This is a genomic window from Flavobacterium profundi, from assembly GCF_006491645.1.
Classification (GTDB): Bacteria; Bacteroidota; Bacteroidia; order Flavobacteriales; family Flavobacteriaceae; genus Flavobacterium; species Flavobacterium profundi.
On the sequence record NZ_VDCZ01000012.1, the window covers coordinates 125315 to 151174 of the forward strand.

At 32.2% G+C, this 25860-nt stretch carries 21 protein-coding genes; 1 reads left to right on the forward strand and 20 read right to left on the reverse strand.

What is annotated here, in order from left to right; all coding sequences use genetic code 11:
- The first annotated feature begins 80 nt into the window (after nt 1-80).
- On the forward strand, nt 81-362 hold the full coding sequence (locus FHG05_RS15020; RefSeq protein WP_181369182.1) for a hypothetical protein: 282 nt from the start codon (nt 81-83) through the stop codon (nt 360-362).
- A gap of 35 nt (nt 363-397) precedes the next feature.
- Here the strand turns inward: FHG05_RS15020 and FHG05_RS15025 are convergent, their stop codons facing one another.
- The 20 genes from FHG05_RS15025 to FHG05_RS15120 all read right to left on the reverse strand — a co-directional run bounded on the left by FHG05_RS15025 (nt 398) and on the right by FHG05_RS15120 (nt 25307).
- A complete protein-coding gene (locus FHG05_RS15025) occupies nt 398-1246 on the reverse strand; it encodes an aldose 1-epimerase family protein (RefSeq protein WP_140998924.1) in 849 nt (282 codons plus the stop codon).
- Nucleotides 1224-1802, reverse strand: a complete 579-nt coding sequence (locus tag FHG05_RS15030) for a GNAT family N-acetyltransferase (RefSeq protein ID WP_140998925.1) — start codon at nt 1800-1802, stop codon at nt 1224-1226. The genes FHG05_RS15025 and FHG05_RS15030 overlap by 23 nt, the downstream gene beginning before the upstream one ends.
- Nucleotides 1803-2001: 199 nt before the next feature.
- Nucleotides 2002-2382: a hypothetical protein gene (locus FHG05_RS15035; protein WP_140998926.1), complete on the reverse strand. Its 381-nt coding sequence runs from the start codon at nt 2380-2382 to the stop codon at nt 2002-2004.
- A 256-nt stretch (nt 2383-2638) separates the two neighbouring features.
- Nucleotides 2639-4528 (reverse strand): DUF349 domain-containing protein, encoded by a 1890-nt coding sequence (locus FHG05_RS15040; RefSeq protein WP_140998927.1) that lies wholly within the window; start codon nt 4526-4528, stop codon nt 2639-2641.
- Nucleotides 4529-4765: 237 nt separating this feature from the next.
- Nucleotides 4766-5527 carry a shikimate dehydrogenase family protein gene (locus FHG05_RS15045; RefSeq protein ID WP_140998928.1) on the reverse strand — a complete coding sequence of 254 codons (762 nt, stop codon included), beginning with the start codon at nt 5525-5527 and terminating at the stop codon, nt 4766-4768.
- 5 nt (nt 5528-5532) lie between these two features.
- The gene (locus FHG05_RS15050; protein ID WP_140998929.1) at nt 5533-6501 is read right to left on the reverse strand and encodes a DUF368 domain-containing protein; all 969 of its coding nucleotides are present in this window, start codon (nt 6499-6501) and stop codon (nt 5533-5535) included.
- Between the two features lie 73 nt (nt 6502-6574).
- Nucleotides 6575-7969, reverse strand: coding sequence for a tetratricopeptide repeat protein (locus tag FHG05_RS15055; protein WP_140998930.1), 1395 nt, complete (start codon nt 7967-7969; stop codon nt 6575-6577).
- A 117-nt stretch (nt 7970-8086) separates the two neighbouring features.
- Nucleotides 8087-9292, reverse strand: coding sequence for an aspartate aminotransferase family protein (locus FHG05_RS15060; RefSeq protein ID WP_140998931.1), 1206 nt, complete (start codon nt 9290-9292; stop codon nt 8087-8089).
- Between the two features lies 1 nt (nt 9293).
- Nucleotides 9294-10283: an alpha/beta hydrolase family protein gene (locus FHG05_RS15065; protein ID WP_140998932.1), complete on the reverse strand. Its 990-nt coding sequence runs from the start codon at nt 10281-10283 to the stop codon at nt 9294-9296.
- Between the two features lie 41 nt (nt 10284-10324).
- The gene (locus FHG05_RS15070; RefSeq protein ID WP_140998947.1) at nt 10325-11983 is read right to left on the reverse strand and encodes an OstA-like protein; all 1659 of its coding nucleotides are present in this window, start codon (nt 11981-11983) and stop codon (nt 10325-10327) included.
- A gap of 148 nt (nt 11984-12131) precedes the next feature.
- Nucleotides 12132-13403 (reverse strand): adenylosuccinate synthase, encoded by a 1272-nt coding sequence (locus tag FHG05_RS15075; protein WP_140998933.1) that lies wholly within the window; start codon nt 13401-13403, stop codon nt 12132-12134.
- A gap of 45 nt (nt 13404-13448) precedes the next feature.
- A complete protein-coding gene (locus tag FHG05_RS15080) occupies nt 13449-13895 on the reverse strand; it encodes a Fur family transcriptional regulator (protein WP_140998934.1) in 447 nt (148 codons plus the stop codon).
- A 129-nt stretch (nt 13896-14024) separates the two neighbouring features.
- Nucleotides 14025-16244, reverse strand: coding sequence for a RelA/SpoT family protein (locus FHG05_RS15085; protein WP_140998935.1), 2220 nt, complete (start codon nt 16242-16244; stop codon nt 14025-14027).
- A 117-nt stretch (nt 16245-16361) separates the two neighbouring features.
- On the reverse strand, nt 16362-17150 hold the full coding sequence (locus FHG05_RS15090; RefSeq protein WP_140998936.1) for a TrmH family RNA methyltransferase: 789 nt from the start codon (nt 17148-17150) through the stop codon (nt 16362-16364).
- Nucleotides 17151-17264: 114 nt separating this feature from the next.
- Nucleotides 17265-18560, reverse strand: coding sequence for an amidohydrolase family protein (locus tag FHG05_RS15095; RefSeq protein ID WP_140998937.1), 1296 nt, complete (start codon nt 18558-18560; stop codon nt 17265-17267).
- A 20-nt stretch (nt 18561-18580) separates the two neighbouring features.
- The gene (locus FHG05_RS15100) at nt 18581-21613 is read right to left on the reverse strand and encodes an amidohydrolase family protein (protein WP_140998938.1); all 3033 of its coding nucleotides are present in this window, start codon (nt 21611-21613) and stop codon (nt 18581-18583) included.
- Between the two features lie 400 nt (nt 21614-22013).
- Nucleotides 22014-22442, reverse strand: coding sequence for a 2-dehydro-3-deoxyphosphooctonate aldolase (locus tag FHG05_RS15105; RefSeq protein WP_140998939.1), 429 nt, complete (start codon nt 22440-22442; stop codon nt 22014-22016).
- Nucleotides 22443-22479: 37 nt separating this feature from the next.
- Nucleotides 22480-23007 (reverse strand): hypothetical protein, encoded by a 528-nt coding sequence (locus tag FHG05_RS15110; RefSeq protein WP_140998940.1) that lies wholly within the window; start codon nt 23005-23007, stop codon nt 22480-22482.
- 349 nt (nt 23008-23356) lie between these two features.
- Nucleotides 23357-23905 carry a hypothetical protein gene (locus tag FHG05_RS15115; protein WP_140998941.1) on the reverse strand — a complete coding sequence of 183 codons (549 nt, stop codon included), beginning with the start codon at nt 23903-23905 and terminating at the stop codon, nt 23357-23359.
- 670 nt (nt 23906-24575) lie between these two features.
- Nucleotides 24576-25307 carry a hypothetical protein gene (locus FHG05_RS15120; RefSeq protein ID WP_140998942.1) on the reverse strand — a complete coding sequence of 244 codons (732 nt, stop codon included), beginning with the start codon at nt 25305-25307 and terminating at the stop codon, nt 24576-24578.
- Between the last annotated feature and the right edge of the window lie 553 nt (nt 25308-25860).

Sequence of the window (25860 nt, forward strand, 5' to 3'; positions counted from 1 at the left end):
AAGGTTTTTTTTAACATTTTTATACATGCTAATATTTTTTTTGTATATTTATTACTATTAACCCCCAAAACAAACCTACTATGATTTTAGAATGCCAACAAATCGACAAAGAGCTTATCCATTCTTTGCATTTCCCCACAGAAGAAGTATTACTCGATAAAGACGATGTAATACAACGAAAGAATGATTTAGACAGAGCTTTAGCTTTAGGGAATTTAGAACATCTAAAAATGAAAATTTATTTTGAAGACGATACCAACCTTAAAATGACAGAAACGACGATTTGGGGTGTTACTGATAATCGGATTATTTTAAAACAAGGAGTTGTTATTCCTTTAAATAGAATACATAAAATTATATAATAAAAAAGAGCTGTTCATGAACAGCTCTTTTTTATTTAATAGATTTCAATTGAAAATTTGCATGTATAATTGGACTTTGAAGACAACCATTGGATTCCTTCTTTTTCTTCTATTTTTCGAGAGGTATCCTTATGGTCGGCCAATCCTAACCAAGGTTCGATACAAAGGAAAGGCGCTTTGTCTTTGGTCCAAATTCCTAAATACGGAAAGCCACTATAATCCATTTTAAAGATGGGTTTATTTAAATGTGATAGTGTAACTTCGGATGAAAGTAAGTTTTTAAAAACCAAGGCATCTTCTTCAAATAAACGATATTCCAATGGAATACATTCTTCGACGGAAGGTATAGTTTTGGTTTGACCAGAAAATAAATCGTTTTCGAGTAAATAACTTTCAAAACGTTCTATTTTGTTAAAGCACAATTTATATTCTTCAAATGCATTTGAAATGGCAAAAGCAGGATGTGCACCAATAGAAAATGGCATTTTTGAAATTCCTAAATTCTTGACTTGATAACCAATTGTCAAACAAGATTCATTTAAAGAATAGCTTATTTGAAGTTCAAACTCAAACGGGAATTTTACTAAGGTTTCTGTAGTATGCGTTAATGAGAAAACAGCTTCTGTATCAGTTTGGTGAATGACAGAAAACTCATAATCTCTTGCAAAACCATGTCTTGAAAGCTGATATTCTTTCTCTTCATAAAGATAGGTGTCCTCTTTTAATCGGCCAACAATTGGAAAAAGAACAGGGGATGTTTTATTCCAATAGTTTGTGTCTACTTCCCAAATGTAATTACAATTATTTTTAACTAGCTTTTGTAATTCTGCTCCTTTTGAATGTATGGAAGCAGATAGATATTTATTTTTTAGTGTTAGTATCATTATAATATTCTTGTTTTAATATGCCATAATGTACACTGTCAAGAAACTCCCCATTGTGATAACAGTTTTCTACAAAGTGCGCTTCTTTTCTAAATCCATTTTTTAGCAATACTTTTTCTGAAGCTATATTTCTTGGATCGATAATAGCTTCTACCGAATGCAACCCCATTTCTGTAAAGGCATAGTTTAAAAGTGTTTGGATGGCTTCTGTAATGTATCCTTTATTTTGATATTCAGGTAAAAGCATGTATCCTAATTCCGAACGATAATTTTCATTTTGGGTTCTGTAGAAACCGATAAGAGAGATGAGTTTGTCGTTACCTTTTTCTGTCATTGCCCAATTAATTCCTTCGTTGCTTTCAATTTTATCTTGAATCATTTTAATATGTTCTAAAGCTTCTTCTTGTTTTGTAAGTAAAGGTCTAGGAATGTATTGCATTAAGTCGGGATTACTTCTTAAAGCAAAAATTTCATGAACATCCGTATCGCGAAGTGCTCTAAAATGCAATCTTTCTGATTCTAAGACGGGAAAAGGGGAGAAGTTAAGTTGTAGCATGTTATCTAAAATTTAAGAGGTGTGTAGTATTATGATTTCATTTATACAAATGAGATAGTTAAAAATCAATTATTAATAAAGAATTTTCAATCTAAATAATAGTACGAATTTAGTAAAAGAATACTATAAAAAAGTCATTTAAAATGAAAAGCTTCATTCTAAATGACTTTTAGAAACTAATCTAGCAATCTATAAATAATTAGGAAGCTACACCTGTTATAAATTCTTTCTCACAAAATGTTTTATAAGCGGAACGAATTATTTTTTTAAAAGAGGAAGGAATAATATTTTCGGGTACTTTCCTTAATTTTTTTAAGGATAAATTTTCCTCAAATAGGAATTGTACATGATTGTCTGCATCCAATTGAGTACTTATTACGGTAATATCATCCATATTAAAAACCACACTATTAAGTTCCGATTTTCTCGGTTTTTGATAGTTGATTTTAAAACTTTCATAGTTTTGTGCTACCTTATTGTAATCAAAAGTAATGTAAAGACCACTCATGATTTCTCGATCGATTAAGAATCCCATCAATTGTCCGTCTTCATTTAGAATGTTAATTTTTAAATCTCTCATAGGGTAAAATTTTATTGATTATTTTGGGCTAATAGCAATAAAAAAGTGTACTCTTGAAAAATAGACTAACCTACCTTCTTCAAATCTAGGATTCTGCTTTTTATTTTACAATACGTATTTATACGTATTTTTAGCCTTTTTTTATACGTATTTATACGTACTTTTTGAAAAATGGCTTCTTATTTCTATTTTTTTAGGAATAAAAAATCCCATTAAACAAAATGTTTAATGGGATTGGTTTTTTAAAGTTAGAGGTTTAAATGTCTCTTAATTTATTTAATTTTTCTTTCCAAAGTTTTAATTCTTCTTTGTGTCTTTCAATATTTTTTTCCACTTCTTTAATAAAAGGATTTTCTCCTTTCGAACTACTGCTAATGAATTGAATATTGTTTTCTAGTTGAAAAATTTCATTTTGAACTTCGTCTATTTTCTTTCTTATGAAAAACTGCTCTTTTTCTAAAGATCGATTATCATCATTTTCTACCCACTGATCTAATTTAGCATTAAACTTCATCATTTCAGTATCTTTTTTAGATAAACTTAACTTCTCAAATAAAGCATCTAAAATTTTATTGAATTTCCCTTCAATATGTCTTCTGTTGAAAGGAACTCTTCCAAGGGATTTCCAAGCTTCAATATGAGCTTTAATTGCGTCCAGATCGGTTTTATGATTGCCCGTTAATTCAAAAGATTTTAAATTTTCTAAATATTCTTTTTTATTGTCAAACGCTTGAACTTCATCTTCGTTTTCAGCATTTCGAACTGCGTGCATGCGATCAAAATAATGATTGCAAGCGTCTTTAAAGTCTTTCCATATTTTGTCGGAATACTTGCGAGGTACATGTCCTATTTTTTTCCAATCTTCTTGAATCTGCTTCATAATTGGAGTAGTTGCTTTAAAGTCTTCACTATCTTTTAATGATTCCGCTTTTTCAACTAAAGCTAATTTTTTAGATAAATTTTCTTGTTGTTCGTGTTTGATATCTTTGTAAAAAGCATTTTTATTGACATTAAAATTACGCACCGCAGTTTTAAAAGCCGCCCAAGTGTCTTCTGTAACTTCTGCCGGAACTTTACCTGCTTTAAAGAAACTTTCACGTAAGGCTTCCATTTTTTTAATTTGAGACTGCCAGCCGTTATGCGATTGAATGTCTTCATTTCCTAAAGCAACAATTTGTGCAATAATTTCATTTTTATTTGCTAAATTCTCTACTTCTCGTTCTTTGGCTTGACCAAAAAAAGCTTCTCTTCTATCATGAATTTGTTTTGTTATTTCACTAAATTCATTCCAAATAGCTTCTCTGTGTTCTCTATCAACCGGTCCAATTTCTTCTTTCCAAACACGGTGAAGCAATTGTAATTCACGAAATGCTTTTAAAATATCTGCTTCGTCTAATAAGGCTTTGGCACGCTCAATAATGACTTGTTTTTGTTCAAGATTGTTCTTGAAATCTTGATCACGCGCTTCTTTATCTAAATGGATTAAATCATAAAAGCGTTCAATATGAAAATGGAAATTATTCCAAACAATATTGTATTTATCTCTTGGGATTGCACCTGCATTTTTCCATTGTTCTCTAATATCGTTTAATTTCTTAAACATATCAGCAATAGAAAGTGTTTCATCTGTACCGTCAACTAAATTTTTTAATTCTTCAATAATTTCGTTTCTAACGGTAAGATTGTTTTTTAAGTTCTTTTGTAATTGGTTGTAATGATTATTTCTATTCGTTTTATAATCATCATAAACCGCGTCAAATTTATTTTTTAGAGGAAAATGATATTCGAAAGTAGCCGTTTCATCTGTATTAGACTCATTAAATTCATCTCTTTTTTCATCAATTAAATGATGGTATTGATTCATGAACGATTTTCTAATTTCTTCTACATGGTCTTTAATCGCCATTACTTTATGGTTGTGGACTAACTTGTCTAACTCAGTAGTTAGTTCTTCCATAGTAAGAGAATCGTAGTCTAACATTGGGATAATATGCTTATCCTGAATAGAGTCGTCTTCGTTTTCTTCAGCATTAGAATTATCAATCTCGTCTAAGGCAGATTGATTGATAGTGATTACATTTTCTTGTGACTCTTGCTCTTTTTGTCCATCTGCGTTTTGCAGGTTATCATTCTTTTCTTCTAACATCTTTACATGCTTAAGGTTACTAATTGCGACCGAAGATACTAAAGGCTGTGCAAAATTCAAAGAAAAACCCGTATTTTTATATGTTAGAGCGTGCTTTAATATAAACGTTCTTTAGTTTTTCTATACAATGAATTGAATATAGAAATACTAAATTATCAAGAAAATTGATTGATTGATTGAATTGGTTTTGAAATTCTATTAAGTTTAAGAAAGCTTTACATTTGGTATGTCTATCGATTAACCATTCCAGATACTCCAAGCTTTTTCTGCTTGAAAAAGAAGCATTTCATAACCATTTTTTGTTTTGGCTCCTTGTGTTTTGGCTTTTCTTAAAAACGAGGTTTCCTCAGGATTATATACTAAATCAAAAGCGATATGATTTTTTGTAAATAAATGATAATCTAGAGGAGGTGCATCGTCTATGTTAGGATGTGTTCCTACAGGTGTTGTGTTTACAATGATTTGATATTCTTCAAAAATTTCTTGGTTTAACTCTTCATAACCTAATTGAAATTCATTTGGATTTCTAGAAACAAAATCATATTCAATTTTTAATTTTTTAAATGCAAATGCAATCGCTTTGCTGGCGCCACCAGTTCCTAAAATAAGCGCTTTTTTATGATGGGTATCAAGTAAAGGTTTGATGGCTTTTTTAAATCCATAATAATCGGTATTGTGTCCTTTTAATTTTTTCTTTTTTGAAATCGTAATAGTATTAACTGCTCCAATTATTTTTGCGTTTTTAGATAGTTTATCTAAATACGGGATAATTTCTTCTTTATATGGAATGGTAACATTTAATCCTTTTAAACCTTTAGTTTCTGAAAGAATTTTAGGAAAATCTTTAATGTTTGCAATATCAAAGTTTAGATATTCACAATTGTCAAAATGTAGTAATTTAAATTTTTCAGTAAAGTATTTTTTGGAAAAGGAATAACTAATGTTTTTTCCAATTAGACCAAATTTAATTTGCTTTTTATTTTTATTCTTTTTTGACATATAGCTTATTTTTTTCCTAGTCGGTTCGCTATCTTTTCTAATCCGAAAATTAACATAAATCCACAAATAACCATAATTATAGCTGTTAAAATTTGTGAATCACCTTCAAAATTTTGGGGTAGAATAGTTTTCTCTATAAACGGGACTGTTTCTCCGTGACTATTAATACGCGTTTCGATAACTTCTTTCCAAGGCCAGATTTTATTTAAGGAACCAATCATAAAACCAACAAGTAAGGCCAAAGTAGTATTTTTATGATTCGAAAACATCCAAGTTAGTACTTTTGAAAATAATTTCAAGCCTAAAATTGCTCCAATCGTAAAGGTTCCTAATTTTAATAACGCATTACCAATAATTTCAAAATTTACTGTAGAAAGACCTTCTCTGAGTTGATTGATGGTTCCAATAACAGTTTGATACGAACCCATTAAAAGTAATATAAATGCTCCTGAAACACCTGGTAAAATCATGGCTATAATGGCTAAAAAACCAGATATAAAAAGATACCAATAACTATCTGGTGATTCGGTAGGTTTTGCAATAGTAATATAATAAGAAATTACAATGCCAATGAGTAATGATACAATAGCTTTCCAAGACCAAGTTGAAATTTCTTTCCAAATAAACAAAATACTGGCGATAACTAATCCAAAGAAAAAAGACCAAACTACAATAGGTTGGGTGTCTAAAAGATGGATTATTATTTTTGAGAAAGTTACCACACTAATGGCAATTCCTAGAATAAGAGCGACTAAAAAGTTACCGTTAATAGCAGCCCAAGTATTTTTTATTCCGTTTTCTTTAATTCCCTTAATTACTGAAAAATTAATTTTATTTATACTTTCAATTAATTCTTCATAGATACCAGAAATAAATGCGATTGTACCTCCAGAAACGCCAGGGACTACGTCAGCAGCACCCATGGCAATTCCTTTTAGGGTGATTAGTACATAATCTGGGAAAAGTTTTCTCATACTTTTATAAAATAAATGTCATTCAGTTAGAATTGGTTCTCTATCTGAATGACAAATTTAGAGAAACTATTGTTTAGTTTCTATATTTTTCAATGATGTTTTGAACTGTTTTTTTCTTCCACATAGTAGGGAAATGCTCTTGAATAATGGTATGGTTTTTAAAATTAATTCGCAATCCATTATTAAGGTGGAAATTTCCTTTTTTAGTTTCTTTAGTCAAATGATAGAGACCTGCTAAACGATATTCAATCTCAAATTCATCAGGAAAAACCTCACTTGCTTGTAATAAAATTTCAATAGCATTTTCATATTCGCCCAATTCTTGTAACATTTGGGACCAAAGAACAAAAGTATCCAAATTAATATCACCTGCTTCAAAAGCTTTTCTGTAGCCTAGTTCCGCTTCTTCGTAAAATTGAAGTCCGTGATTAATGGCAGCATATCGTTTCCAATACAAACTGTTGTCACTATCTATTCCTAAAGCTTTGTTAACATAGTAAATGGCTTTTTGGAAGTTTTTTTGACGAATGTAAAAGTCGGTTATAGCAATCCAAGCTTTGTCTAACAACGGATCTTCATGAACTGTTCTAAGATAAAACTTCAAAGCTAAGTCTTTTCTGCCTAGTTTTTCATGACATTTACCTACACGCAATAAGGCAAAAGAAGTAGCATCATCCAATTCCATAGTGATGGTATAACAGTCGATTGCTTCTTGGTATTTTTTTAATTTTTCTAAACCTTTTGCTTTTTCTAAATAAGCACCTAAGAAGGATTCATCAATAAGTGTAGCATAATCAAAAGCCCAAACCGATTTTTCATAATTTTTCAAGGCATAATATTGTCTTCCTAATTGATGCCAAGCTACTTCACTGTAAGGTTTTCTATCAATGAATTTTTCTAAATAAGCAATAGCTTCATTATTTTGATCTAAAAAATCATAGCAGTAGATGATGTTGTACAATGCGGAATAATCTTCTGGATCTTCTTCTAAGCATTTGATGAAATAATCTTTTGCTTTTTCTAGTTCATCCATAAATAAATATTCCATTCCAATCATGGAATAGACATCTGCATAATCATCTGTGAATTTCAAAGCAATTTGTAACGATTCAATTGCTTTTTCATGTTGATCTCTTTTCGAATAAATATTAGCTTGTTGAATGTAGATTTCTTCGTTAGTAGGCTCAATAGCGTATAATTCAGACAATAATTTTTCAGCAATATCTAATCGGTCTTCATAGATTAACATCTCTACTTGAACTAATCGTAAACCAGTCGATTTTGGATGTTGCTCTTGACCAAGTTTTAATGCTTTTTTTGCTAAATTCATTCGACCTGTATCCATATAGTGAAGAATGATGTCTTCAAATTCTTCAGAATCAAAGAAAAACACTTTGTTCGTTTTTAACATTGATTCAAACTTAGATAAGGATAAGTTGTTCTCTTCTTCTTCATGACTCAATCTCATAAGCAATCAATTTTATGGGTTTTGTCTTATATTAAAAGTAAGACATTTTATGGGGTAATGCAATTTTAGTACGAATTGTTTTAAACAATTTAATTAACAATTTTAAAACCAAACGAGTTAGTGTGAATTGTTTTTGTTTTGTAATTCCTGTACTTCATTTAATACGTCAAGAATAATGCCACAACCTTTTTTTATTTCTTCTTTTGAAATCGTTAAAGGAGGTGTAATACGAATGGCCTTGCCTTCAAACAAAAGCCAAAATAAAATCAAACCTCTTTTATGACATTCTAGGATGACTTGGTTGGTAATTTCAGGACTTTCTGTCATGGCAGCTAGCATTAATCCCTTACCTCTAACTTCTTTAATTAATGGATGTATTAATAAAGATCTAAAGAGTTGTTCTTTTTCGAGTGCTTCTGCCATTATGTTTGTTTCTGTAACTTCTTGAAGCGTAGCTAAAGCAGCAGCAGCAATAACAGGATGACCTCCAAAGGTAGTAATGTGCCCTAATTTTGGGTCATGACTTAATAAATCCATCATTTTTGAAGAAGCTGTAAAAGCACCAATAGGCATTCCGCTTGCCATTCCTTTTCCCATTACTACAACATCAGGAATCATATTGTAATTTTGAAAACCAAATAATTTACCGGTGCGACCAAAACCAGGTTGAATTTCATCTAAAATTAAAACAGCACCTACTGCGTCACAACGTTTTCTTATTTTTATTAAATAGTCATTTTCAGGTTGTATAAAACCGGCACCACCTTGAATCGTTTCTAATAGAACACCAGCGGTTCGAGTTGTAATCTTTTGAATATCAGACTCATTGTTGAAAGTTATAAAATCAACATCTGGAATTAAAGGACGAAAAATTTGTTTTCTTTCTTCAAAGCCCATCACACTCATGCTTCCCATTGTATTTCCGTGATACGCATGATGACAAGAAATCAGTTGGCTTCTACCCGTAACGCGTCGCGCTAATTTTAAAGCACCTTCAATGGCTTCTGTTCCTGAGTTTACTAAATAGGTTTTATTCAGAGGTTCAGGTAGGAGTGAAGCTAATAATTTACATAATTCTGTAGCAGGTTTTTGTGCATATTCTCCGTAAACCATTACATGAGAATAGCGGTCGAGTTGCTCTTTTATGGCTTGATTCACTCGTATGGGTTGATGTCCTAAAGTGTTTGCAGAAACACCTGCTACAAAATCTAAATAGGCTTTTCCATTTGAATCATAAATATAACTTCCTTCAGCATGTGAAATTTCTAAAGCTAAAGGATAAGGAGAAGTTTGAGCTTGGTATTTAAAAAAATCTTCAATCATTTTAATTCGTTTTTAACCAGTTTAACCAATCTTTTGCTACTTTATCCCAATTAAAAATTGCATAATTTGGTTTTCCATTTTCAAGGACAGGAAAAAAATTATGCTCTAATCCAATGTAAGCATTAAAAGTGACATTTGATTTATTTTTTCTAATAAAATCTACTCTTATAAAATCAAGATAAGGTGTACACCAATCTTTGGTTCCATAAGTAACTAAGACGGGTATTTTAATTTTTTGTATATAATCAAAAGGAGGGCTTGAAAATTGATAGGTAGCTTTGTTTGTATCTCCGAAATCATCATTCATATTATCCTTGTCATTTACTACTGTTTCCCAATATTCAATTTCATTTTCAGCTTGTTTCAGTGTATCAGACTCCAAGCTTCTTTTTTCATTTATCATTGACATAATTCTTCCCATTGGATTTCCACTTGCATAAATTAAATGGGTTATTTTTGGATAAATTTCTGTCAGTTTAGCTGCAACAGTACTTCCTTCAGAATGTCCTGCAACAACTAATTTTTCTTTAGAAGTCCAATGTTGTTTTAGTAAATAATTCAATACAAATTTATTTCTTTTCACATAAAAATCTAAGAGGTTTCTTTTAGAATATTCTTTTGAGAATTTCCCATTAATTAGAAAAGTGTTATTTTTTTCAAGATCTTTTTTGTGTGATAATAATGGAATATTTGGTTTACCAATGAGTACTAAATGATAATCTTCACATATTAAATCTGAATCGAAAGGAGTTATTCCAAAGTTGCTTTCATCATCATATTTCAATAAAGGTATGGGAAGGCTACCTTGACAAAATAAAAAAATAGGTTTTGGATATAATTCTTCACCTTTCTTAGATTTTATGATGACATTGACAGTGTCTTTTTTGAAAAGTAGCGTTATATTTTTAACATCAAAATCAGCAATTGTTTTTTCTTGTGAATAAGAATATAAAGTGCTATAAAAAAGTATTAATAAAAAAAGTCTGCTCATTTTTAATATGAATTTACTTTCAAATGACGAAATAGTCTTTTTTAGTTATTCTTTACTTTAGTGTCTTTTGGTTTAGGATTTTCCTTGTCATAATCTAAAGTTTCTGGAAGTACTTCCATAGGGAGATCTTCTTCATCAGCTTTTTTCTTACTTTCTAATAGAATTTGTTCGTGTATTTTATTTTCTTCCTCCGGGAAAATATCTTCTTTCGACTTAATTCTTTCGTCTCCACGCCAAATAAAACCTCTTAGTTTTCTGGCGTTTTCTGGAAATTCACTTTCGGGATAGGTTTTCGCTTCTACATTATTAAAGGCAGTTTGTGAAACAATTTGGTTATTTTCAAATACAAAATTAAGTTTGCTACATACCTTTTTGTCAATTCCAACTAATTCATTTTTGTCATTGTACATATAATAAATGACTTCAGTGTTTTTTACAACATCTACTTCGCTTAATTTGTTTTCTTTAAACTTACCATACAAGTATTGTCCTTTAATTTGATTGTAACCGTTTTCGCTTAAAGAATCTTTTTGAACAATAAAAGCATTGTTAATTACTTTTAAAGAATCTAATTGTTCTGTTTTATTGTTGCCAATTAAATGCATGACATCTCCTGTCATTTGATTATCGTTGTTCCAAAGAACAGGATTGCCTATAAGTTGGGTTAAACCTGTTTTATTGTTCGAATGAATAGAGTCACATTTTCCACTCATATCGGTTTTAAAGAAACGAACGTTATTAAAAGCACGAATTACTCGGTCTTCTGGAGGGCCTGTTACCAGAATTTTTTTTCCATGCATGTATAACGAGTCATTTTCTACCTTTGTGATAACAACAGCTCTTTTCGTTAAAATGATAGAATCCTTTCTGGTTTCAGGATTGCGATACATTTCAGCATAATGACCTTTGGCCACCATATTATTAATAGTGTCTGTGATTTTTACATTATTAATCCCTCGTGAAAAATTGGTTTTTTGGTCATAATATAAATCGTCTCCTTCTATTATTTTATTATCGTAGGTTATTTTACTGTTTTTTTGAAGTTTACCAATGTCATTATTCGTGTCATAAAATCCATTTTCGGTATAAATCACATTGTCTTTACTGGTAATTGTTGAAGGTCCAAAAACATAGGCATGACCTGAATTCTCGTAAAAATCAAGATGATTGGTTTTAATTACCGCCTTAGGATTGGTAACGGTAACTGCAGAAGTAAACTGATATTTTTTAGAACTTACAAAATAACGACCAGATTTACTTTTTAAGGTGTTTTCTTTATTTATAATAGTGCCGTAGCTATTATAAAAGGCAATTTGTTTCTTCTTATCAAAGAAAATAGTATCAGTAGTTAAAGTTGATTCTGGAGATCTTAAATTAACATCTCCTGTTGCAAAAGCAAATTCATCTTTGCCATCATATTCGGCATAACGACTATTCATGGTAATGGAATCTCCTTGATTGATTTGTACATTACCAAATGCTTTTACATAATTTTCATCTGTAAAATAATAAGCTTTATTACAATTGATTTTGGTACCTTTATGAATAACCCTAACATTTCCTGTAAATACTGTAGCTCCTGGAATCTCATATTGATTCATGTCGATAAAATCAGAATGTTCAATAATAATTTTATCTGACTCTTGAGTAATGGGTTTACTCTTAGATTCAGGAGTATTTTTTTGCGCGAAGGCAATCATTCCTAAAAGGAAAAAACTTAGAATAGAATAAGTGAATCTTTTCAAACTATTTATTTTGGGTCAAAAATAAGTAAAAAGAAGAGAAAGCGATTGTTATTAAGATATTTTTATAATAAAAAAACGCTTTCAAAGGAAAGCGTTTTTTGTTTTATTTAATGATTGTTTGTTTTCGATCAGGTCCAACCGAAACAACTGAAATAGGTACTTCTAGTTCTTTTTCAATAAATTCGATGTATTCTTTCAATTCAACGGGAAGCTCTTCATATGTTGTCATTCCAGTTAAATCCGCTTGCCAACCTTTCATAGTAGTAAAAATAGGTTCTACATTTTCGGGTTCGATATTGTAAGGTAGGTGTTGGATTTCTTTTCCTTTGTATTTGTAAGCGGTACAAATATCTAGCGTTTCAAAGCCAGATAGGACATCACCTTTCATCATGTACAATTGGGTTACACCATTTACTTGAACGGCATATTTTAATGCTACAAGATCTAACCATCCACATCTTCTAGGACGACCTGTAACAGCGCCAAATTCATTGCCTACTTTAGCCATGGTTTGTCCCGCTTCGTCAAAAAGTTCAGTAGGGAATGGGCCGCTACCTACACGAGTAGTGTATGCTTTGAAAATTCCAAAGACTTCCTTTACTTTATTTGGAGCTATTCCTAAACCAGTACATGCACCAGCAGCAGTAGTGTTAGATGAAGTTACAAATGGATAGGTCCCAAAATCTACGTCTAATAAAGATCCTTGGGCACCTTCTGCTAAAATAGATTTTCCTTCTTTTAAAGCTTGATTCAAGTATTCTTCACTATCAATGAAAGTTAGTTTTTTTAATCCAGAAATTGCTTCAAAAAACTCTTCTTCCATTTCCTTTAAGTCATATTGTAAATCCACATCATAGAAGGCAATCATTGCTTCATGTTTATCAGCTAAAGCTCTGTAACGTGTTTTGAAGTCTTCTAATTCAATATCACCTACACGTAAACCGTTTCTGCCTGTTTTATCCATGTAAGTTGGTCCGATACCTTTTAAAGTTGAGCCAATTTTTGCTTTTCCTTTTGAAGCTTCTGAAGCAGCATCTAAAAGACGGTGTGTTGGTAATATAAGGTGTGCTTTTCTGGAAATAAACAATTTAGATTTTACATCCATGTTAAACTTTTCAAGACCTTCTAATTCTTTTTGGAATACTACAGGGTCTATTACAACACCGTTCCCAATAATATTAATGGCATTTTTGTGAAAAATTCCTGATGGAATTGTTCTTAAAACATGTTTTATTCCATCAAATTCTAAAGTATGACCAGCATTGGGTCCACCTTGAAAGCGTGCAATAATGTCATATTTTGAAGTTAATACATCGACGATTTTTCCTTTTCCTTCGTCACCCCATTGGAGTCCTAATAATAAATCTACGGTCATTGTAATCTTAGTTGTTTGTCGTTTAGTCTATTTAAGCAGTTGTTTTTAATTCTTGTTTTCTTTTTTAGTACCATAGAAATAAAGAGAGTGTGTTTGGATATCGATACCGAACATTTCCTCCATAGTTTGTTTAATTTGTTGAATTCTAGGATCACAAAACTCAATGACTTCTCCTGAATCGGTCATAATAATATGGTCGTGTTGTTTATCGAAGTACGATTTTTCGTAATGCGCTTGATTTTGTCCAAACTGATGACGACGTACTAAGCCACATTCTAGAAGCAATTCAATTGTATTGTAAAGTGTAGCTCTACTTACACGGTAGTTTTTGTTTTTCATTTTGATATACAAAGATTCGATATCAAAATGTTCTTTTGAGTTGTAAATTTCTTGTAGAATAGCATAACGTTCTGGAGTTTTTCGATGCGCTTTTTCTTCAAGGTATTTGGTGAATACGTTTTTTACAATTTCTTGATTTTTATTGTTTTCCATTTTTGGTTAACTAAATAAACGCAAAGATAGGTAAAGTTAAACTTTACTACCTAGTGGTTCTACTTTTTTTTTAACAAAACTTCTTAATAAGTTTGAGAAAATCTATTCCTTTGTTCTTGTGTTTGGAAGTTAATTTTGATAAATGCGAGTTACTTTATCAATTCCGTCTACTTTTTTAATATTATCTATTAAACGTTTTAAAATGGTATTGTTAGGTACAATTACTGTAATTTTTCCATTGAAAACACCTGCTTTTCCACTTAGAGCGATATTTTCAATATTTACATGCATTTGGTTGGAAATTACTTTGGTAAGTTCGTTGGTTAAACCCAAAGTATCCATTCCAGTTATATTTAACATAGCTCTAAATTCTTCTTGACTAGAATCGATCCATTTGGCAGGAATAATTCTATACGCATAATTAGATTGTAAGCTAATTGCATTCGGACAATCTTTTCGATGCACTTTAATACCTTCGCTAATCGTTATAAAACCAAAGACATCATCACCAGGAATCGGATTACAACAAGTTGAAAGTTTATAATCTAATTTTTCCTGTTCCACACCAAAAACCAGCATGTCGTATTTTTTGCTGATTTCGTTTTTTTCTATTTGCTCTGGTTTGGTAGGATTGGTTCTATTGAATGGTTTTTTTAAGAAATTAACCAGCGTATTGCTTTTTTGCGCAGCATAGTCTTTTAATTTCTGGTTTTCGATAGCGCCAATTCCTACACGATAGAATAAGTCTAAACTCGTTTGTAATTTAAAGTAATTGACTAATTCGTTAACTGTAGTTTCATTTAAGGTAATTTTTAAATGGCGTAACTTTCTATTTAGAATTTCTTTACCTTCTTCCGCAATTTTTTTAGTATTCTCGTTAAGTGAGTTTTTAATTTTATTTTTTGCTCTAGAAGTGGTTACATAGTCTAACCATTGAACGGTGGGTTTTTGATTAGGTGATGTAATTACTTCCACTTGGTCACCACTGTTTAAAACATAATTTAAAGGAACTAATTTTCCGTTGACACGAGTTCCTCTTGTTTTTGCACCAATATCGGTGTGGATACTAAAGGCAAAATCTAAGGTAGTTGCTCCTTTGGGTAGCGATTTTAAATCTCCTTTTGGGGTGAAAACATAAATTTCTTTGGAATATAAATTAAGTTTGAAATCTTCAACAAAATCTACGGCATTGGCAGCCTGACTTTCTAAAGCTTCTTTTAATTGGTTCAACCAAATTTCCAAACCATGCTCTTCTGCACCTACACCTTTATATTTGTAATGTGCTGCATAACCTTTTTCCGCAATTTCATCCATTCGTTCACTGCGTACTTGAATTTCTACCCATCTACCTTTTGGTCCCATCACGGTAATATGTAGTGCTTCATATCCTGTTGATTTGGGTGATGAAATCCAATCGCGCAAACGACTAGGACTAGGTCGGTAATGATCGGTAACCACAGAATAGATTTTCCAAGCTAAGAATTTTTCATCATGAGGATTGGATTTATAGATAATACGCAAAGCAAATTTATCGTACACTTCATCAAAAGTAACACCCTGCACGCGCATTTTTCTTCGAATAGAATAAATCGATTTGGGGCGACCTTTTATAGTAAAATCAATACCTTCCTCTTCTAAAGATTTAGATAATACATCAGAAATGGTTTTAATGTAGGCATCTTGTTCTTGTTTGGTCTCTTTTATTTTACTAACAATTTCCTTGTAAACATCAGGTTCGGTATATTTTAACCCTAAATCTTCCAGTTGTGTTTTTATGTTATACAAACCTAAACGATGTGCTAAAGGCGCATAAATATATAAGGTTTCCGAAGCGATTTTAGCCTGCTTGTATTCTGCCATGCTGTCCATGGTTTGCATATTGTGTAAGCGATCGGCAATTTTGATTAGAATTACACGAACATCGTCGTTGAGCGTGAGCAACATTTTACGGAAATTTTCCGCTTGCATAGACACGTCTTGATCGGTTTTTACTTTCGCAATTTTGGTTAATCCTTCAACAATTTTGGCAATACTCGGATTGAACATTTTTGAGATGTCTTCTACTGTAATATCGGTATCTTCCACTACATCATGCATTAAAGCAGCAGCAATAGAAGTTGCTCCCAAACCAATTTCTGAAGCTACAATTTTAGCTACAGCAATAGGGTGGAAGATGTAGGCTTCACCAGATTTTCTTCTTTGATCTTTATGTGCATCTACGGCAACATCAAAAGCTTTTCGGATTAACTTTTTATCTTCTGTAGTAAGTGTTTGATAACTAATGCGAAGTAGTTCTTTGTACTCTTGAGCAATAGCCTTGTTTTCTGCTTCTAAATCAATCTCGGTCATAGGGCAATTTTATAACAGTTAAAGTTATAACAAAGTTATGGATTGTGCAATAGGGAATTTAGAAATCGGAATTTAGTTAAAAGTTAAAAGTATACCAACAACCAACAACTATTTCACCTAAAAACCTCTTTGTCTTTTAGCTTCAAAAAGTAAAATAGCTGCTGCTACTGAAACATTCATGGAATCAATTTCCCCTTGCATGGGAATTATGATGTTTTGAGTGCTTTCTTTTCGCCAAGTTTCCGTTAAACCGGTCGCTTCTGTACCTACTACAATTGCTGTTGGAGTGGTGTAATCTACTGTATGGTATTCGTTAGAATTTTGTAAAGTGGCACTATAAAAGGCAATCTGATTTTTTTTTAGAAAGGCAATCACTTCTTCAGAAGTTCCAATTGCTATTTGTCGGGTAAACAAACAACCTACGCTAGAACGTACAATATTAGGATTGTATAAATCACTTTTTGGATTGGCAATAATTACCGCATCAATATTAGCCGCATCGGCAGTTCGTAATAAAGCACCTATATTGCCAGGTTTTTCTGGAGCTTCTGCTATTAATACTAAAGGATTCTCGCTTAATTTTAAATCGGATAAATGCAATGCTTTGGATTGGGCTACAGCCAAAATACCTTCGGTAGTATCTCGATAGGCTAATTTTTGATATATCTCTTTAGAAATTTCAATTCTTTCAATATTAGAATTATCAAAGTTTTGATAATCTTTATTTTGCATTACATCAGGACAAAAAAGTAAGGTGTTTAAGACATAACCTCCTTTAATGGCTAATTCAATTTCTCTTTTTCCTTCAATAAGAAAGGTACCCGTTTGCTTTCTGGTTTTAGCTTTTTCTTGTAATTGAACTAAGGATTTGATATATGGATTTTGTACAGAAGTAATTTGTTTCATCAAAGAGAAATTATTTGAATGCAAAATTACAAAAGATAATTGTATTTTTTATAAATGAAAAAATCTCACTTCAATAATGAGAGTGAGATTTTTAGTATTCAAAGCTAGTTATATTTATTTTTTGTTTTGAGCCTCAAACTTTTCTTTATAACGATCGTATAACTCGGTTTGATGACTTTCTAAACTAATGTTTCGGCCATCGATAAAAGCTTGAGTAACTTGATTCGAAGCCATGTCTAATGCATCTCCTTCAGAAATGAATAGCGTAGCACTTTTACCAACTTCTAAAGTACCATATTGATTTTCGATACCTAAAATTTTAGCTGTATTTGAAGTGATTAATTGCAATGCTTTTTCTTTTTCCATTCCCCAAGCTACACAAGTTCCAGCATAAAAAGGTAAATTTCTAATTTGCATGCGCTCCATATCACCTGCATTTTGAAGCCCCACTAAAATTCCTGCATCGTCTAATAACTTAGCATTTTTATAAGGTAGATTTACATCTTCATCTTCTAATAAAGGTAAGTCGTGAACCCTTCTTAATAAAACGGAAACATTATTTTCTTTTAATAATGGAATATTTTTAAAAGCATAATAACCACCTACTAATGTCATTTTTTGAATGTTATTTTTCTTTTTAAATACGATTGCATCCACAATTTCTTTTTCTCCATCTACATGTACAAAAAGTGTTTTTTCACCTGTATCTAAGCCTTTCATAGCTTCGTAAGGAATATCTCTTACAGCAGGATTGGCTAGAAAATACGCTTTCGCATCATTAAAGAAATCTTGAATTTCTGTAACTTGTTTTTCATAATTTTTATTGGGTTCGATACCTCCTGGTTCTGCCCACCAACCCGATCTGGAGAAACTTCTAGGCCAACTTAAGTGAATCCCATCATTTTCTTTTACTACAGCATCTTCCCAGTTCCAAGCGTCTAGTTGTACTACAGAAGAAGTTCCAGAAATACGTCCGCCTCTTGGTGCAATTTGTGCTAATAGAACACCATTAGGTCTGGCAGCTTCTACTAAACCAGATTCTGTATTATAAGCAATAATACTTCTAATGTGTGGGTTCATTTCGCCCATTTCACTTTCATCATCGGAAGCTTTAACAGCATCAATTTCAACGAGACCTAGTGTAGCATTGGCACCAATAAAACCTGGATAAATATGCTTTTTAGATGCATCAATATAAATATCATGCTTTTCTGGTTTGAAATTGGTTCCATCTTGAATCATCGCAATTTTGCCTTCCTTAATAGAAATAATGCTGTTTTCAATTACTTTTCCATTACCTAGATGGGCTTTTCCACCAGTAATTAAAATCGTTTGGGTTTGTTTAGGAGCAGGTGTTTGTTGGCCAAAGGCAAAACAACTGACTGCTAATAGGAATATATATTTTTTCATAAGATTTCGTACTTTACAAATTATTGATATTTAGCATGAGAAACCACGCAGTTTTCACCTAAGGTATCACAATGGTAATGCCCCACATCTTTTTTCTTAGGAGCCTGAGTTTTTAAACCTTTATTTTTGGCTTCTAATAAACTGTTTGTCAATTCGCTTCTTTGTTTCTGAATAGAGGCTAGTGTTGCTTTTTCTTTTTCTAAATCGTAGAAAACAATTCCGTCAACTATGGTTTTTTCTGCTTTAGCATAAATAGATAATGGATTTGCAGTCCAAAGCACCACATCAGCATCTTTACCTACTTTAATACTACCTACTTTATCGTCTACTTGTAATAATTTTGCTGGATTTAAGGTGACAAATTTCCAAGCTTCTTCTTCGGAAACATTACCATATTTCACTGCTTTTCCTGCTTCTTGATTTAAGCGTCGAGACATTTCTGCATCATCAGAATTGATAGAAACAACCACACCTTGACCGTTCATTAAAGCAGCATTGTAAGGGATTGCGTCTTTTACTTCATATTTATAACCCCACCAATCTGCAAAAGTAGAACCACCTACACCGTGTTCTGCCATTTTATCAGCTACCTTGTATCCTTCTAAAATGTGCGTAAAGGTTTGAATTTTGAAATTAAAACGTTCTGCCAATTTCATTAACATATTAATTTCAGATTGAACATAAGAGTGACACGTAATGAAACGTTTTCTGTCTAGGATTTGTCCTAAAACTTCCATTTCAATATCAAAACGAGGTGCTACTTTGTTTTTGGCTTTGTTGGCATTGTAGTCTGCCCATTCTTTTTTGTATTCTAATGCTCTTGAAAAATAATCTTCATAAACTTGTTCCACACCCATTCTAGTTTGTGGAAAACGACCACTTCCCCAATTGGATTGTTTTACATTTTCTCCCAAAGCAAATTTGATGTATTTAGGAGCGTCTTTTACCAGCATTTCATCTGGAGTGTAACCCCATTTTAATTTAATGAATGCTGCACGACCCCCAATTGGATTGGCTGAACCATGTAATAGATTCGCTGAAGTAACACCACCAGAAAGGTTTCGGTATATATTAATATCATCTGAATTTACTACGTCTTCAATTGTTACTTCTGCTGAGGAATTTTGGCCCCCTTCATTCACACCTCTAGAAATAGCAATATGCGAATGTTCATCAATGATACCCGCTGTTAAATGTTTACCAGTTGCATCTACGATTTTTGCATTTGGAGCCGAAAGATTCTTGCCAATTTGCGCAATCTTTCCGTTTTGAATTAACACATCGGTTTCCGTAAGTGTTCCTTCTTTTTCACCTGTCCAAACCGTTGCGTTTTTAAACAAAATGGTTTCTTGCGTTGGTTTTGCTATATTTCCATAAGCGATATTTGGATAGGTAACAGGGACCATTTCTGGAACTTTTTTGTCTTCTTTCTTATCGTCTTTCTTATCGTCTTTTTTGTCTTCTTTTTTATCAGATGCTTCTTTTTTAGTTGCTGTCCAATTCGTTTCTACACCATTTTCAAGTACTGCTTTTCCTTCTAAAGTAGTTTTGTTTTTTATACCTGTTAAGCGATAAAAAGAAGTTGTAGTCGTATCTTTCGTTTTAATAACTAAAGTAATCCAAGGTTCTTTATAGGTTAATTTCGTTCCGAAATTGATACTGTCTTTGCTAATTTTGGCATCTAACTTGTCTAATTCACCAGTAATAGCAAGTTCAAATGTTTGTTGGTTAAACACCAAATCATAAGTACCACGAATATCATCCACATTCATTTTGTCTAAGATATTTCTATTTCCTTGTACCCAATTTTCATGAATGGTACTTTTATCGTCGAAAATATCTCCAGAAACAATAATAAAGTTGGCTAAAGCTCCTTTTTTCAAAACCCCTAATGCATCTGATTGATTTAAGATTTTAGCAGGTGTTTCCGTTAAAGCAGCCAAGGCTTTTTCTTTGGGTAAACCATATAAAACGGCTTTTCTAAGATTGTCTAAAAAGTCTTTTGGTTTTTTATTATCGTTAGCTGTTAACACAAAATTGATATTGTTTTCTGCTAAGATTTTTAAGTTGAAAGGTGCTTGATTCCAAAATTTCATATCACTTAAACTCACTTGCTGTGCCAAATAAGGATCAGAAACGTCATACGCTTCTGGAAAATCTAAAGGAATGATATACGTTGCACCTGTTTTTTTAATTTCTGCAATTTTTTCAAATTCGTCTCCGCTACCTTTAATGATATAGTTTACACCAAATTCTTTTCCGATTTTATCCGCTCTTAATTTGTTTAAAATATCACCTGCATCAAAAATTTGAATTAAGTTTTTATTGGCATTGAAACTTTCTAACGATAAATCTTTTGTTTTTGAAGCACCTGTTGCATACCATTTAGCATCATGGTATACTTGACGAATTAAAGCCATACTTCCCATTAAGGAAGAAGGATAACTTTGATTGCTTAACTTACTTCTGTCGAAAGTAAAGTGTTGCGAAATTTTCGTATTTAAAATTCGTTTGGAATTATTATCGCTATCGTTTAAAGTCCATAGCAGTCCGGTTCCTGCAATGATCCCATCGTTGGAATGACTTAGAACAGTTCCAAAACCAACTTCACGTAGTGAACCAGCGGTTTTATCATCATATTTCAAATTTTCATAGGCATTGAATTCTGGTTTTACGTGGTCGTTCCAATAATAGCCTTCTCTAGAAGCATCGTATTGAGTTACGAAACCTCTTCTAGGAGCAGGTTGCGGTTTATCGATACCAAATTCACTGTAGATGTCGATGAAAGAAGGGTAAATGGTTTTATCCGTAGCATCGATAAGGGTTGCGTTTTTAGGAAGGGTAACATTGGTACCGACTTCTATAATTTTACCATCTTTAAATAGAAGCGTGGCATTTTCCAATTTTTGTGTGGGAGACACATAAATAGTTGCGTGGGTAATGGCAACATGGTTCTTAAAGGATTGTTTTACACCATCATTTTTAGGAAAGTAATCTTGAGCATTTCCAATAAAAGACAGTAAAAAAACAACTAGGAGCGAACAAATTCTCATAGGATTGTTTTGGATTAGGTTTAGTTAAAGGGACTAAATATAGCAAGAATAACCGTTTACGTTGGTATTGGGATTTGAATTTTAGATTTTTTTAACGTTTGTAGTAGAGATCTAACTTTTTGCCTATTTTCTTTTAAAAAAGGATGGCTATTTATTTTACCATTCGTCTACAGGAATGGGTTGTTGGTCGAGGGAATGGTTTGGGTTTGTCTAAAATTTGAACTATTTGGAATACAACGCAGTATCTTTACTATGTAATTAAAAGAAAGGTAAATATAAAGAATACTTTTTGCTTTAGTTTACCATAATTGACCTAGTAGTTTAGTTGTTTTATAGTTAAGTTTTAGATTTTTAACCCTCGTTTACCCCATAAACGAGGGTTTTGGGGTTTATAAGGTTTTTATTTTTTTATTGTGAAACCCATTGGAGCTTTTAAAGTTCCATAGTCATACATATTTATGTAAATTGAAATAGTATCTTTAGCGCCTTTCCATGTAACTCGATAGTTATCTAGCAATACTTCTCCAAATCCAAATGGATCATTTTTACTTTTAATGGCACAGCAACTGCCTGCTCTGAAATAGGAAATTTCTTCACCATTTGGACCTGCTAAAGCATTTAAAAACCTTCTTTCATTTACGGGACCTTCACTTTTGTCAACTCCGCCTACTTGTACTGGATTTTTTGATGATAAGCCATATGTTGGATCTGTTGAAATTTCTGTTATTTCAAAAGTTTGATTATTTAACAAATTTGTTTTAACAGCCTGTTTTGGTGATGCACATGAAAACATGATTACCAAAATTCCTGTAGAAATGATTTTCTTCATATTTAAAATTGTTTAAAAGAGGTTATGTAAGTATAATTTAAAAACAAGGTTCTTTTCCATACGGATCAGCTTCATGATTGATAGTAAAATGGAATTGTTTTTTATCTTTTTCGCGAGTGTAGGTTACATAATCCCAAACACCAGAATGCGTAAGGTTATAGGTACCGTTTTTAGTACCGTTGTAGATTTCATCATAATTGGATTCGATGGTAGGGTGTGCACCACCTTCTGAGGTTTCTTCACTGACGAAAACTAGATTAATAGCTTCTTTTTGTCCTTTATATTTCACTTGTTGTGCTTTTCCATCTTTGGTAAAACGAATCCAAATGACTCTTGTAGGCACATCATCATCGGTATAACAAATGTAGTAGTCTTCATTTGTGATTTCATTTGTAGAGGTATCGTTATTTTCTGTAGCTGGATTTTCTTCAGGTACGATTGTTTCAGTTACTTTTACAGTATCATGCTGTGTATTGTTTTCTAGAGTTGTTGCTGTGGTATTTTCTTTTTTAGACGTGCAGGAAATAAGTACTAAAAGGAGTAGGAGTAGTGATGCTCTTTTCATGAGGTTTTTGTTTTTTTAAATGTAAGATTTCCTTTTTATACGTGCAAAATTTTTTTGATAGCTGAGGCTTCTCGACTGCGCTCGAAGTGACAATGGAGTGGTTGCAGTGATATAATTCTAAAACTATCTCATAGATTTTATAGAACAGTTTGATTGTAATAAAGGGGTGGTTACGTTCTCGATACATTTTTAATCCATTCCATTTCATAAAAACACTCGAACTGACGGATGGTGGATTTATTATTTTTTTAGAATAGCTTCTCGACTGCGCTCGAAGTGACACTGGAGTGGTTGAAGTTATAGTGAGTTTTTCATTTTCTTCTGCTTTTATGCATTTGTTTTTAATTTTTTATTTTTTTGTTCTGTTTTGAATAAAATAAATAACGGTTGTAAAACTACAGAAGATAATAAATTTGAGTAACCAATCTATAATAAATGCACCCCAAAAAGGTTGGTACATAGTCCAAGAACTGGGTAAATAATCGCGATGTATTGAAGTAGTAAAGATTACTATTCTTTCAAAGTTAAGCATTAAGAAACAACCAAAAATAAGGCGCAATAGGCTTATCTTTCTTACAAATTTAAGCAAGAAGATTAATGAAAAGAAAATATAACTGAGTTGTTGTGCATATAATGAAAAGCCATAAGGACCTTTTAAGCGACTGAATAGGTGTTGGCTTTCCTCTGATTCGGAATGGATAAAAATAAATACCCAATCGGTTACAAAAGTAAGTGTGTAAATGGTTCCTGCTAAAATAAGTGTTGCTGTTGCTGCTTTATCAATGGCTTGTAAATTGATTTTATTTTTAAAATAGGCGTTATGTTTCCAAAGTAAATAGATGAGGTTGTATACTCCAAAGCCAAAAAAACACCATTGCGTAATTTGATATAGGGACATGTAATGTTATTTTTTTCAAATCTAGACTTTTGTTTCTAATCTTGCAAGAATAATGTGTTTTGGAGATAAGCTTCTCGACTGCGCTCGCAGTGACACTGGAGTGGTTGCAGTGTTATAATTAAAAAACATCTGTTAGATTTTATAGAACAGTTTGATTGTAATAAAGGGGTGTTTAGATTCTCGATACCTTTTTATTCCATTCCATTTCATAAAAACACTCGAACTGACGGATGGTGAATTTATTATTGTTTTAGAATAGCTTCTTGACTGCGTTCGAAGTGACAGGTCGTTTTTTTTAATAAGGCTTCTCGACTGCGCTCGAAGTGACAATGGTTTGGTTGTAGTTATAATGCGTTTTTCATTTTATTCTGCTTTTATACGATACCTTTTTGCATTTGTACCATGCCTTTTTGAACTTTTACCATAGGTTTTTGAATTGTTACGATGCGTTTTTGCTTTTTTACCATGTCTTTTTGAATTTATACCATAGGTTTTTGAATTTATACCATACCTTTTTGAATTGTTACGATACGTTTTTGAATTGTTACCATGTCTTTTTGAATTTATACCATAGGTTTTTGAAGATTTACGATAGGTTTTTGAGTTGAAGCGATTTGGGTTTAAAAAAAAACTACAAAGTGTAGTTGCTTTGTAGTTTTTTAATTTTGATTTAGATACTTCTAAACTTCAGTTTAGTGATGGCTTTGTAATAAGGCTCAGCTGAAGAACCTAATGCTTTAAGATAGGCTTTGATGTCTTTGATGAGTTGGATAATATTGGTCTCGTTTTTATACAAGATATCGTTGCGGTTTTTTCGAGCTGTAATGATTGCGTTTCCCGCTGCGTTCACTTGGTTACTAAGAGTTGCAAGTTCTTGTTGGTAGTTTTGGAGGCTATTGATTTGCAATTCCGTTTCGTTAGGAATATAGGTCGTATGAGAAGCCAACTGATTGATATAAGTATCTAGATTTGCGATACGACTGTCATAGGAGAGTTGGGCAGTAGAAATACTTTCCGTTTCCGCCGTTTCTGGATTTACATTTTTAGATTTTGAGGCACCACGTATTTTTTTTGCTTGGCTGAGGAGGTTTTCTTTATCAGTTTCTGAGATGCCAGTAGATTTTGCAAAGTTGAGCGTTCTAGTGATTAATTTACTAAGCCCTTCGATTCTTTCTTCCCGTTGTGCTACGGCATTTTTATAGATTGGTTTTTTGTTGTTGAGTTCGTTAGTTACGGTTGTGAGTTGGTTTTTAAAAGGCGTAAGGTTAGTAAGTGTAATAGCAGGGTTTGTAGGATTGTAGAGCCCATTCATTTCTTCGAGAATTTGGATGGCACTGTTAAAATTAGCAATGTTTTTGTTGTGCCCTGTTTCACTTACCGATTTTTTTGATGTTGTTTTCATGTTTTTCTATTGTTTAATAAATTTTTTGAAAGACAACAAATTGTATTCCCATTTTTTGTTTTTTAGGTATGTTTTGTAAGAATTATCATAGTTTTAACAGTTTTAGTTTTTAATCGGTAATTGTGGTTTGATGGTCGATAGGAAGAGAGGTGTTTTTTAGGTTTTGATACCTATTTATATTGAAATTTTGATTCTCGATACTTTTTTATACCATTGCATTTCATACAAACACTCGAACTGACGGATGGTGGAATTATCGTTTTAGAATGGCTTCTCGACTGCGCTCGAAGTGACAGGTCGTTTTTTTTAAATAAGGCTTCTCGACTGCGCTCGAAGTGACAGGTTGGTTTTTTAAATAAGGCTTCTCGACTGCGCTCGAAGTGACAATGATTTACTTTAATGGATAGTGTTATATATTGGTTTTATTGATATTGTAAAAAAAGCTTCTCGACTGCGCTCGAAGTGACAGGTCGTTTTTTTTAAATAAGGCTTCTCGACTGCGCTCGAAGTGACAGGTTGGTTTTTTAAATAAGGCTTCTCGACTGCGCTCGAA